Genomic DNA, 12,376 nt, shown 5'->3' with positions numbered 1-12,376 from the left:
CAGACTCTGGCTCTGCATCAACCTTTCCCCTCCAAAATCAATTTGCACACAACGTTAGAGGTAAGGGGCTGGCTGGAGGCGGCACGCCGGAAGCCCGTCCCGCTTGACCGAAGGGTTAGGCATTCTTATTATCCGTAGGCTAAAAGGTTATTGATTTCAAGAGATCAGCATCCGCCCTGAAATAGTTCTCTGAGTTGGGATTTGATGTGAATCGGGGTCGCCATGCCGCCGGCACGGAGGACGCATACCCACAGCTTAGATAGCTGTAGTCACGGTCATGGTAGTCACCGCGCTCGCCAAGAACAGCGTGGAGATAAAACCCGACAAAGCCACCGCCAAAGATGTATTCGGAGCCTTTAGCCAGCACTGAGCCACCGCGAGTAGCCTGAACACTATAGCTAAGTTGGTAGAGCGGCCCCCACCATCGGCTAGGTACTTGTTCAATTGGCGACACTCTAAAAGAGTATTCACTGACGGGTTCGGCCAGCCGGCTGGAGTGGTCATTCGAGCCCCGGTTTCGATAGGTCGTAGACTGGAAGTTGTTGTAGGCAGGGGTAAATGTTGTGTCGTAGTAACTGATTTTCTTTTGCTCAAGAAATCCCGCCGGCGTGCGGATGTGCTTGCTAGAGTAAAACGCGCGTAAATTTGCCTCATCTAGCAAAAAACCAAGCTGCGGACTGGATAACTTTGTTGGGCCTGCTGTTTTAGGTGGAGCCGATTGACAAAGAGACTCAAACTCCAAGTAGCTGACATATCCCCAAAGAAGCGGTGTTACAACAAACAGTGTAGGGACGAGTGCGAAAAATACTCTCCTGCCGTATCGAGCATCAAGAGTACGGCCGAGCCAAATCCCTGCTGCGACTACCGCCACGGCAATAAGCCACGGCAATGCGGGGGAAAGACCATCAATGCCAAGAGGCCAAGAACAGGCAAAACTGCGATTGCTATTTGCGTCTGCTTAGTCGAAGACTGAGGTTTATTTGTCGGTCTTACTGATGAAAAAATATGTCCAATTATGATGAACGGGGCTATGCCCATAGCTACCCAGATCGTGACTACCGTTAAAAAACTGGGCTGAAACCAGCTAATACAAAAAATCAAAACATCGATAGCCAGTAAGCCATAGGCCACCACGAGAATCGTCTTCCCGATAACCTGAAGCACTGTTTTTGTTTCTGCTTTGGATTCCAAGGGCACGCTTTGCCTAACGTTAATTTGGGGCGACAAAAATGCGCCCGAACGTCGGCGCCATTCGCAGCGCCAAATGTAGTCTATTGGATGCAAGTCGTTCAATCACCACCATTTTTTACCTTATTCACCTGGGCTACAGACCACCAAAACCCCTACTAAAGCATCACAGGATTTTATCGAACAGCGTCCACCGCCCACACTCATTTATTACCTGCGTGGACTCGGGGTCACCATGGATTCGGGGTCAAGTCTTGAATATTAAGTCCCAGCCGCTGAATTCTGAATTCACCTGCCAAATTCGCTTAGTTCTGGTTGCTAGTTGGCGCCCTCACACCAAAATGCGTCTAGTCTTTTTAGATGACACCAAAAACCATCAACTTCGCCTGTCACGGAGATCATCAGAAGCAGAAGCTGATGGCGCGGCAATGAGAGCAACTTAACATTTAAGACTTGACCCCGAATTTGTTTATGACCCCGAATTTGACCCTTGGCCAGAATAAAATGAGGCCCGAAAGTGACATGCCGTTGCGGGCTCAGTTGAGCGAGGGGTAAGACTCACCTCACTCGACGGTAATGTCATAAGTATCTCTGGAGAGGCGCGCCCGTTGGACTGTAACTGGAGCGCCTCTTGCTCTGACCCACTCCGCGACCATGCTAGCGGTAGCCGGGGTAGCGCGAGCGCCCAGTATGACTCCCGTCAGTGCTTCAGGCGGGAACTGATACTCGCCGGGTCCGTCTCGATACTTAAGCATGCGCCATTCGCCTTCGTAACCCCAGTGCGCCGACTTGGAGAACAATGCGGCGTCCAGCATTTCTTCATTCGAATGCCGAAACGGGTTGACCTTGGGGCGTTCCGCGCAGTAGTTGACTGGGTGCGCGTTCGAAAAGTACTCATGCTTTGCGTCGAACCGCAGGCACACACCTTGATGTTGATCTGCATAGTGGGACCAAAGCAGGGGATTGCTACAGTCTGAGGCTACGCAGAGGACGCCAACGATCTCAGTGATCGCAGCCGTGTGCGCTGCCTGCGTGCGCTCAAGAAATCCCGGGCTTCGTGGGCCAATACTGCCGTCGCGAACCCAAGCCAGTGCGTCTGCTATCGCTTGCCTTTCGGGCAGTCCTGGCTGACTTCTTTGCAGCACTCGCTTGCAATAGTCGATGAGTTCGGTGTCTGTAGCTGTCAGGTCAAAGGACGGATAGCAATCAAAGGGATCATTGAAGGCGGATGCCCTGCCGAAAAACATCTTGCTTCCACTGACGATCGAGGCAACGTATTTCGCTGACCCACTGCCGACGGTTCGATACCGATAGAAATAGTCTGGGCGTTGGGGCATGTTTCTGGCGAATCCCACTATGTTTTAGGGCGACAGTTCTGCCGAACAACGTTTACTTGGGTCGACAAAAGTCCGCCCGAACGTCTGCACCATTCGTACCTCCAAGCGCCGCCTGTTCGACGCAAGCCCCTGAATCGTCATTCTCTTCCCCCCCCCTTTTTTTTCTGAAGCCCAGGCGCAAGGGTACTAAAAACTCCGACAAAAGCAGCACATGGCTTCATCGGACAGCGCGCCCTGGCCTCCCACGCCGAACGTCTTTCAGCGTCATCGGCACCAGCCGATATCGCTCTATAGATTCTGAAGACCTTGCGGATGCCTTGCCGGAGACCATTCGCGTCAAGAGGCTCTGAGCCGGCAAGACTGTCGAGCCGATTTAGGCCGAATGCGCTCGCCTATTGGACCTTGCACGCTCGACCAAACGACCGACTGAATGAGTAAATAACCGACGCCCCAACAACAAAGGGAGCCTTTCGGCTCCCCTGGTTGCTCCTGCCCTGCTCAATGCCATGGCAGCGGAGCCCGGCTCTTGCTGGCTTCTGACCTCGTCCAATACCTGGAGAGAGAGTGCCCGCTGCAATAATGCGAAGCTTCGCAGCCGCAGCCGAGCCCGTCCATCCCCCAAGAGTGCGGGCGGGTTATTCCTAGGCCAACTGTGCCAAGCGACCCAACTCAATCAACCAATCAATCAAGCCGGCAGCTGCATCAAGCCCACATCGGCGCGGCCGCTGGCCGCCGTGATCAGGCCCAGCACGCGGCCGGGCTCAGGGCCGACCATGTCCCAGCTGAAGCGCCAGGCCCAGTTGCCGCCCAGCACGCCGGGCACATTCATGCGGTGCTCGCTGCCCAGGCCCAGCACATCCTGCATGGGGAAGACAGCAATATTGGCGACCGAGTTGCAGCAGGCGCGGATCATGGCCCAGTGCACATCGTTCGCATTGCAAGGCAGGTAGGCGCCCGCATAAGCGCGCTCGCGCGCCGAGGCCGTGCTCCACCAACCGTGCACCGTGTCGTTGTCATGGGTGCCGGTGTAAGCCACCGTCTCGCGCGGCCACATGTGCGGCAGGAACTCATGGCTGCCATCGCCGCCGAAACCGAACTGCAGGATCTTCATGCCGGGGAAACCGCATCCCTCGCGCAGGGCATGGACGTCATCGGTGATGAAACCCAAATCCTCGGCCACGATGGGCAGCGGGCCCAGGGCCGCAGCGATGGCATCGAACAAGGCTTGGCCGGGACCTGTCTTCCACTGGCCGCGGCGCGCGTCCGGGCTGTCGCCGGGGATTTCGTAGTAGCCGGCAAAGCCGCGGAAATGGTCGATGCGGAAGACATCGGCCTGGCTCAGCGCGCGGCGCACGCGAGCCGTCCACCAGGCGTAGTTTTCGGCAGCCATGCGGTCCCAGCGGTAGAGCGGGTTGCCCCAGCGCTGGCCATCGGCCGACATGGCGTCGGGCGGCACGCCGGCGACCACGGCGGTCTGGAAGTGTTCGTCCAGCTCGTACAGATCCGGGCGCGACCAGCAATCGGCGCTGTCATGGGCCACGAAGATGGGCAGGTCGCCCATCAGATGCACGCCCTTGCTGTTGGCGTAGGCCTTGAGCGCGCTCACCTGGCTGTCGAAACACCACTGCACAAACTGCCAGAAGCGGAACTCCTCGGCATGGCTCTCGCGCGCCTGCGCCAACGCGGCCGGTTCGCGGCGCGCCAGGGCCGGCGCCCAGGTCCACCAGGCCTGGCCATTCAAAGGCGAGCGGATGGCCATGAAGAGCGCGTAGTCGTCCAGCCAGTCGGCCTGCGCCGGGGCCGCGCACCAGGCAGCGAAGGCGGCGCGGTCCTCGGCACTGGCGCGGGCAAAGAAGCCCTGGGCCGCCAGGCGCAGCTGCTGCTCGCGCCAGGGCAGGACGCGGCCGTAGTCCACCTTGTGGGCCTCAAAACCGCCCTCGGGCAGCTGCGGCGCGGCCAGCCAGCCCTTGGCCACCAGGGGCTCGAAAGCCACCATCCAGGGGCAGCCGGCAAAGGCTGAAACGCCTTGGTAGGGCGAATCGCCGGGGCCGATGGGCGTGGTCGGCAGCAGCTGCCACAGGCGCTGGCCGGCGCTGGCCAGCCAGTCGACGTAAGCGTAAGCATCGGGGCCGAAATCGCCCATGCCATGCGGGCCGGGCAAGGAGGTGATGTGCAGCAGCACACCGGCGCTGCGTTGGGTGAGGTCCATGGGGTGGGTTCTCGTGGGGAAGCAGAAATGAAGAGGGTCAGGAACCTGGGGCTGGGTGCGCCTGGCTCAGCAAGAGCAGGCTGCAGGCCGGAGCGGCCAAGGTGCCGCGATGCTCGGCATGCTCGGCCAGCGTGCTGCGATGTTCGCCATGCTCGGCCAGCTCGCCGCTGCTGTCCAGCAGCAAGCGCCAAGGCCCGGGCGGCAAGGCAAAAGCCTGCAGAGCCTCCGCTGGATTGAAGAGCAGAAGCAGCAAGGGCTCAGATGCTTCACCTTGCAGCAGCCCGGCAAATGCCAGTTCGCCGCCATGGTGCCAGTCTTGCACTTGCATGGCATGGCCATGCGGGCTCAGCCAGCGCAGGCTGGCCGCACAGGACGTGCCAGCCTCACCGAACCAATGCGGCTGGCGCAGCAGCGGGTGGGCGCGGCGCAAAGCGGTGAGGCGGCCCACAAAGGCCGCCAGGCTGCGGTCGGCCTGCGGCCAGTCCAGCCAGCCCAGGGCGTTGTCTTGGCAGTAGGCGTTGTTGTTGCCGCCCTGGCTGTTGGCGATCTCGTCGCCGGCATTGAGCATGGGCGTGCCCTGGGCCAGCAGCAAGCTGGCCAGCATGGCGCGGCGGGCGCGTTCGCGGCGGCGGCACACAAGCGGGTCCTCGCTCGGCCCTTCGACGCCGAAGTTGGCGCAGAGCTCGCCGTCTCGGCCATCGCGGTTGTTCTCGCCATTGGCCTCGTTGTGCTTGCGCGAGTAGCTGACCAGATCGTTGAGCGTGTAGCCGTCGTGGCAGGCCACGAAGTTGACGGAGGCCAAGGAACTGCGCTGGCCATGGTGAAAGACATCGCTGGAGGCGGTGAAGCGGCGCGCGAACTCGCCCCGGCCCGTGCCACCGGCTCCGCCGGCGCCCAGCCAGTAGCCCCGCACGGCATCGCGGAACTTGTCGTTCCACTCGAGGAAGCGGCCCGGAAAACGGCCCAGTTGGTAGCCGTCATAACCCGCATCCCAGGGCTCGGCGATCAGGTGCACACCGGCCAGCACCGGGTCCTGGCGCAAGGCCATGAAGAAGGCGGCATTGCCATCGAAACCATGGCGGGTGCGGCCCAGCACCGGGGCCAGGTCGAAGCGGAAGCCATCCACCCCCATCTCCTGCACCCAGAAGCGCAGGGAATCGAGCACCAGCTGGGCCACGCGCGGGTGCGCGGTGTTGAGGGTGTTGCCGCAGGCGCTGTGGTTCTCGCAGCGGCTCAGGTCTTCGGCCACCAGGCGGTAATAGCTCTTGTGATCAAGGCCACGGAAGGAAATCGTCGGGCCGAACTCATTGCCCTCGGGCGTGTGGTTGTAGACCACGTCCAGCACCACCTCCAGCCCCGCTTCGTGCAAGGCCTGCACCATGGCGCGGAACTCGGCCGCCACAGCGCTGGCGTCCTCGCGGTGGGCCGGCTGGGCCAGGCGCGGGTCGGGCGCGAAAAAACCCAGGGAGTTGTAGCCCCAGTAGTTGCGCAGGCCGGTGCCGGCCAGATGCGGCTCGTCCAGCGCGTAGTGCACCGGCAGCAAGGACAGGGTCGTCACGCCCAAGGCCTTGAAATGCGCAATCGCGGCCGGATGCGCCAGGGCGGCATAACTGCCGCGCAGCTCGGCCGGGATCTCGGCCATCTGCTGCGAGAAGCCTTTGACATGGACCTCGTAGAGCACCACATCCTGCAGCGCGTGGCGCGGCGCCGAGTGGCGCGGGTTGGGCCCGGCCAGCGGCGCGGGCACGCGCGCTTTCAGCGCCTGGGCGGCGTTGTCGCGGCGGTCGAAGGACCTGGCGCCGTCGGGGTGACCCAGCTCATAGCCATGGTGCTCGGCATGCCAGCCGAAGTGACCGACGATCTCGCGGGCATAGGGGTCGAGCAGCAGCTTGTGGGCGTTGAAGCGGTGGCCGGCCTCGGGCTGGTAGGGGCCGTGGGCGCGCAGACCGTAGACCAGGCCAGCACCCAGGCCGGGCAGAAAGCCCTGAAAGATGCCGTCCTGCGGGCCCTGCAGGCGGTAGCGGCGCAGCTCGCGCTGGCCGGCGGCATCAAAGACGCAGAGCTCGATGGCCTGCGCATGCTCGGAGAACACGGCGAAATTGACGCCGCCATCGCGCACCAGGGCACCCAAAGGCTCGTGGCGGCCGGGCTCCAGGGCCTCGGGCAAACGGGAGGCGGTGCTCGTTGTCGTCGTCATCTTCATCATCGTCACGCTCAGGCGCTGGCGCCCAGTAGAAAACTCAGGGGCTGGGTCAAGCGGGCCGACCACGCCAACTCATTGTGGCCTTGGCCTTCAAACACCCGCGATTTCAAGAGCGGCGCACGGTGGCCGAGCTCGGCCATCAGCGCATCGACCTGGGCTTGAGCATCGTCGTACTGTGCATCCAGATCCTCCGTGCCGCGGTCCATGTAGAGGCGCAGCTGGCCCGGTGGCGGCAGCTTGCGACGCAGATAGGCCAGCGCGGCCGCGGGGATCTCGCGGTTGCGCTCGAAGCTGCCGATCCAGTGCGTGCTCAGCGCGGCCGCGGCGCCAAAGACCTGGGGGTATTCGCACAGACCATAGATGCTGATCATGCCACCCATGCTGGAGCCCATCAGAAAGGTGGACTCGCGGCCGGGCGCGGTGGCATAACGCGCATCCACGGCGGGCTTGAGTTCCTCGACGATGAAACGCAGATAGGCATCCGACATCACCGGATGCTTGATGCGCTCGGCGCGGTAGCGCTGGGCCGTGGGCAAATCCTTCAAAGCCTGGTCATAGGCCTGCGGGAAGAACTCGGCATGGCGAAACTCGGGCCGGTTCCAGATGCCGACGACGATGAAGTCGCGCAGCTGGCCAGCGGCGATCAGGGGCGCGGCCACCTGGTCCATCTTCCAGGCCTGGCCGTTCCAGGTGCTACGCGGGTCGAACAGCATCTGGCCGTCGTGCATATAGAGCACCGCATGCGGGCGCTGGCCGTCGTAGCCGGGCGGCAGCCAGACCTCGACCGGGCGCGGCGGCACGGCGCGCGAGGGGAACGGCGCCCAGCGTTCCAGCCGACCCAGCAGAACCTGGGCGGGAGGGCTTGCTTGAATCGGCTCGGCCGACGCGGCAGAGCCCAAGACTGCGCCGCTCAAGACCGCCCCCGTCTTCATCATGGCCTCGCGTCGATTCAAGCCGATCGTCATGACTTCTCCTGCCCCAGGAACAGCACCGACAGCGGCGGCAAGGTCAGCACCAGGCAGCCATCGGCCTCGGCCTGCAAGCCGGCATCGAGATTGCCCTGATTGCTGCCGCCGTAGTGGGCGGAATCGGTGTTGAGCAGTTCGCGCCACGTGCCAGCTGCGGCAAGCGCCGGCGGCAGCGGCAGGCGATAGCCGGGCCGAGGCACCGGCGTGAAATTGCAGACCACCAGCACCGTTCGGCGCTCGCCTTCTTCAGCCTGATCATGCCGCGCCCAGGCCAACACCGACTGCTCGCGGTCCTCGGCCTGCAGCCACTCGAAGCCGCGCGACTCGCAATCCAGGCGGTGCAGGGCCGGCTCGCGGCGGTAGAGCAGGTTCAGGTCGCGCACCAGGCGCTGCATGCCGGCGTGGTGGCCCTGCGCATCGTCCAGAAGATGCCAGGGCAATTCGGCGTCATGGTTCCACTCGCTAGCTTGAGCGAACTCCTGGCCCATGAAGAGCAGCTTCTTGCCCGGATGGCCCCACATGAAACCATAGAAGGCGCGCAGATTGGCGAACTTCTGCCAGGCGTCGCCGGGCATCTTGCCCAACATCGAGCCCTTGCCATGCACCACCTCGTCGTGCGAGATCGGCAGCACAAAGTTCTCGCTGAAGGCGTAGACCAGGCCGAAGGTCAGCTTGTCGTGGTGCCAGCGGCGGTGGATGGGATCCTCCTGCATATAGCGCAGGCAATCGTTCATCCAACCCATATTCCATTTGTAGTGAAAGCCCAGACCACCGGCATAGGTCGGTGCGCTGACACCGGGAAAGCTGGTCGACTCCTCGGCCACGGTGATGGCGCCGGGCGCCTCCTGGCCGAGCAGCTCGTTGATGCGCTTGAACAGGCTGATGGCCTCCAGGTTCTCGCGCCCGCCGTCCACATTGGGCAGCCACTCGCCCGCCGGGCGGGAGTAGTCGCGGTAGAGCATGGAGGCCACCGCATCGACGCGCAGGCCGTCCACGCCCCAACGCTCCATCCAGTAGAGCGCATTGCCGGCCAGGAACTGGCGCACCTCGTAGCGGCCGAAGTTGTAGATGGCGGTGTTCCAATCGCGGTGGAAACCTTCGCGCGGGTCGGCATATTCAAACAGCGCCGTGCCGTCGAACTGCGCCAGGCCATGCGGGTCCATGGGGAAATGCGCCGGCACCCAGTCCAGCAGCAGGCCCAGGCCCTGCGCATGGCAAGCCTCGACAAAACGGGCGAAGCCCTCGGGTGGGCCGAAGCGCGCGCTGGGCGCGAACAGGCCCAGGGTCTGGTAGCCCCAGCTGCCATCGAAAGGATGCTCGCTGATGGGCATCAGCTCGATGTGGGTGAAGCCGAGGCCGGCGGCATAGGCCGGCAGCTGCTCGGCCAACTCGTCCCAGCTCGGGAAGGCCCCAGTGCCCCGGCGCCAGGAGGCGGCATGGACTTCGTAGATGGCCACCGGCGCCTGCCGCGCATTGGCGATCGCGCGCTCCGGGCTCAGACGCGGCCGGGTCTTGAGCACCAGCAAAGCCGGCGCCACGATGCTGGCCGTGGCCGGGCGCAGCTCTGCGGCGCGCGCGAAGGGGTCGGCCTTGAGCGGCAGCAGTTGCCCCGCGCGGTCATGAATCTCAAATTTATAGAGATCGCCCACGCGTGCGGCCGTGGCGAAACCCTGCCACACGCCCGAGGCCTCATCCCTGACGAGGGGATCGGCCTCGCCGTCCCAGCGGTTGAAACTGCCGACCACGCTGACCCGGCTGGCATTGGGCGCCCAGACGGCAAAGCGCACGCCGTGCTTGCGACCCAGGCGCCCGACATGGGCACCCAACAACTCCTGCGGTCGCGGGTGTTCACCGCGGGCCAGCAGGGTCAGGTCTTGCGCGGAGATCAATGCCATGGCCAAGCGCTGACGGAGGCTCAGCCCAAGCTCTTGACCGACCAGACGCGATCCACGTACTCGGTGATCGTGCGGTCGGCCGAGAACCAGCCCATGCCGGCCACATTGAGCACCGCCTGGCGGGCCCAAGCCACGGGCTGGGCGAACAAAGCGTCGACGCGGGCCTGGGTGGCCACATAGTCCTTGAAGTCGGCCATCAGCATGTAGACATCGCGGCCCAGCAGGCTGTCGACCAGGGCGCGGTAGCGCTCGCGGTCACCGCCGCTGAAGGCACCGCTGGCGATGGCTTCCATCACCTGGGCCAGCTGGCGGTTTTCTTCGACAAAAAGGCGCGGGTCGTAGCCCAGGGCCTTCATCTGCGCCACGGCTTCGGTGCGCAGGCCGAAGCAGAACATGTTCTCGGGGCCGAAGGCCTCGGCCATCTCGATATTGGCACCATCCCAGGTGCCAATGGTCAGCGCGCCGTTGAGGGCAAACTTCATATTGCCGGTGCCCGAAGCCTCGGTGCCGGCGGTGGAAATCTGCTCGGACAGATCGGCCGCCGGGATGATGGTCTCGGCCAGCGACACGCCGTAATTGGGCAGAAACACGAGCTTGAGCTTGTCGCCCACACGCGGGTCGCTGTTGACCACGCGGCCCACATCATGGGCCAGTTGAATGATGGACTTGGCCGCCACATAGGCGGAGGCGGCCTTGCCAGCGATCAGCACCGTGCGCGGGGTCCAGTTGGCTTGCGGCTTGGCGATGATGGCCTGGTAGCGCGCAATCACATGCAGGATGTTGAGCAGCTGGCGCTTGTACTCGTGGATGCGCTTGATCTGCACATCGAAGAGGCTATCTGGGTTGATCACCAGGCCCAGCTCCGCGCGCACCCGCTCGGCCAGGCGCTGCTTGTTGGCGCGCTTGACGGCCATGAACTGACGGCCGAACTCCGCATCATCGGCGGCGGGCTTCAGCTGCGCCAGGCCTGCCAGGTCCTGGCGCCAGGCGGTGCCGATGCGGCCATCGATCAGGCTGGAGAGCGCCGGGTTGGCCTGCTGCAGCCAGCGCCGCGGTGTGACGCCGTTGGTGACGTTGTGGAAACGCTCGGGGAAGATGGCCGCATAGTCCGCAAAAATGGTCTGCACCATCAGCTCGGAATGCAGGGCCGCCACGCCGTTGACGCGGTGCGAGGCGACGATGGACAGGGCCGCCATGCGCACGCGGCGCTCGCCGCCGTAGGCACTGCCCTCGTCGATCAGCGAAACGCGAGCCAGCAAGGCCTCGTCGCCGGGGAAGCGGCGGCGCAGCTCGCTCAGGAAGCGGTGGTTGATCTCGTAAATGATCTCGAGGTGGCGCGGCAGCAAGGCCTCGAACATGCGCACCGGCCAGGTCTCCAGGGCCTCGGGCATCAAGGTGTGGTTGGTGTAGGAGACCGCCTGGCGGGTGATGGCCCAGGCTTCGTCCCAGCCCAGGCCCTGCTCGTCCAGCAGCAAGCGCATCAGCTCGGCCGGCGCCAGCGCAGGGTGGGTGTCGTTCAAATGGATGGCATTGCGGCGGCCCAGCTCATGCAGAGGCGCGCCCTCGGCCAGATGGCGGGCCAGCAAGTCCTGCAAGGAGGCGCTGACCAGGAAGGCCTCTTGCTTGAGGCGCAGCTCGCGGCCGGCTTCGCTGCTGTCGTCCGGGTAGAGCACCCAGTTCAGCGCGTCGGCGGCGACACGGTGGCGCGCGGCCGCGGCGTAGTCACCCTGGCAGAAGGCCTTGAAGTCGATCGGCGCCACGGCGCTGGCCTGCCACTGGCGCAGGGTGGACACGCGCTCGCTGTGGTGGGCCGGCACGATGAAGTCAAAAGCCTGAGCCTCCAGCAGCTCGGCCGGCAACCAGCGGCGTTGGCCCCCCGCGTCCAGCTCGACCCGGCCACCGAAGCCGACGCGGTAGCGGATCTGCTCGCGGCGCACTTCCCAGGGCGCGCCGAGGCGCATCCAGTCGTCCGGCGCCTCGACCTGGCGGCCGTCCTGGATGGCCTGGGCAAACATGCCGTACTGGTAACGCAGGCCGTAGCCAAAAGACGGCAGGCCCAGCTCGGCAAAGGAATCGAGGAAGCAGGCGGCCAGGCGGCCCAGGCCGCCATTGCCGAGCGCCGCATCGGGCTCGCGCTCCAGCACCTCGCCAAGGCTCAGCCCCTCGGCCGCCAGCAGCGCTTGCAGATCGCCCTGCAGGCCCAGGGCGGCCAGGGCATTGCTCAGCGCCCGGCCCATCAGAAACTCCATGGACAGGTAGTGCACGCGGCGCACGGCCTCACCACTGGCTGGGCGTTGCGCATCCTGCGCTTGAGTCTGAGCCCAGCGCTCGGCCAAGACCTGGCGGCAGGCCGTGGCCGCAGCACGCAAGGCCAGAGACGCGGAGCTTTGGCCCAGGTTCTGGCGCTGCGCCTCACGGTAGGCGGCGGCAAAGGCGGCGCGCAGCTCGGGGGAGGCAGAGGAAGTCAGGGCGCTGGAGGCAGAGTCGTTCATGGGCACGGCTTTCACAAGCGAGGTCAGCGAGGGCGAAACAAGGGTGGTGGGCTGAGGCATGACGGCGATCGGTTGAAAGGACGT

The 12,376-nt window shown here is 64.1% G+C and carries 7 protein-coding genes; all 7 read right to left on the bottom strand.

Annotation, left to right across the window (positions count from 1 at the left end; genetic code table 11):
- Positions 1-139: 139 nt before the first annotated feature.
- Positions 140-871, bottom strand: a complete 732-nt coding sequence (locus tag LNV23_RS17380) for a hypothetical protein (RefSeq protein WP_263564144.1) — start codon at positions 869-871, stop codon at positions 140-142.
- A gap of 880 nt (positions 872-1,751) precedes the next feature.
- Entirely contained in the window at positions 1,752-2,435 is a 684-nt protein-coding gene (locus LNV23_RS24100; protein WP_411910594.1) for a DUF2971 domain-containing protein, read from the bottom strand.
- Positions 2,436-3,210: 775 nt separating this feature from the next.
- Complete coding sequence (gene malQ, locus LNV23_RS17375) at positions 3,211-4,734, bottom strand: 4-alpha-glucanotransferase (protein WP_263564143.1); 1,524 nt, start codon at positions 4,732-4,734, stop codon at positions 3,211-3,213.
- Positions 4,735-4,771: 37 nt separating this feature from the next.
- Positions 4,772-6,931 (bottom strand): glycogen debranching protein GlgX, encoded by a 2,160-nt coding sequence (glgX, locus tag LNV23_RS17370; RefSeq protein ID WP_263564142.1) that lies wholly within the window; start codon positions 6,929-6,931, stop codon positions 4,772-4,774.
- 17 nt (positions 6,932-6,948) lie between these two features.
- A complete protein-coding gene (locus tag LNV23_RS17365; protein WP_263564141.1) occupies positions 6,949-7,902 on the bottom strand; it encodes an alpha/beta hydrolase in 954 nt (317 codons plus the stop codon).
- The gene (glgB, locus tag LNV23_RS17360; protein WP_263564140.1) at positions 7,899-9,800 is read right to left on the bottom strand and encodes a 1,4-alpha-glucan branching protein GlgB; all 1,902 of its coding nucleotides are present in this window, start codon (positions 9,798-9,800) and stop codon (positions 7,899-7,901) included. The genes LNV23_RS17365 and glgB overlap by 4 nt, the downstream gene beginning before the upstream one ends.
- 20 nt (positions 9,801-9,820) lie before the next feature.
- A complete protein-coding gene (locus tag LNV23_RS17355) occupies positions 9,821-12,292 on the bottom strand; it encodes a glycogen/starch/alpha-glucan phosphorylase (RefSeq protein ID WP_263564139.1) in 2,472 nt (823 codons plus the stop codon).
- Positions 12,293-12,376 lie beyond the last annotated feature (84 nt).

It is taken from the genome of Kinneretia sp. DJ1R-11 (assembly GCF_025717595.1).
In the GTDB taxonomy this organism is placed as follows: domain Bacteria; phylum Pseudomonadota; class Gammaproteobacteria; order Burkholderiales; family Burkholderiaceae_C; genus Paucibacter_A.
Note: the sequence above shows the minus strand (reverse complement) of the source record. Positions and strands in the feature narration are given on the sequence as shown.

Bases quoted from the DNA above. Each gene is read 5' to 3' on its own strand.
- LNV23_RS24100 (WP_411910594.1), bottom strand. From the start codon at position 2,435: ATGTTTTTCGGCAGGGCATCCGCCTTCAATGATCCCTTTGATTGCTAT.
- glgB (WP_263564140.1), bottom strand. From the start codon at position 9,800: ATGGCATTGATCTCCGCGCAAGACCTGACCCTGCTGGCCCGCGGTGAA.
- glgX (WP_263564142.1), bottom strand. From the start codon at position 6,931: ATGACGACGACAACGAGCACCGCCTCCCGTTTGCCCGAGGCCCTGGAG.
- malQ (WP_263564143.1), bottom strand. From the start codon at position 4,734: ATGGACCTCACCCAACGCAGCGCCGGTGTGCTGCTGCACATCACCTCC.
- LNV23_RS17355 (WP_263564139.1), bottom strand. From the start codon at position 12,292: ATGAACGACTCTGCCTCCAGCGCCCTGACTTCCTCTGCCTCCCCCGAG.
- LNV23_RS17365 (WP_263564141.1), bottom strand. From the start codon at position 7,902: ATGACGATCGGCTTGAATCGACGCGAGGCCATGATGAAGACGGGGGCG.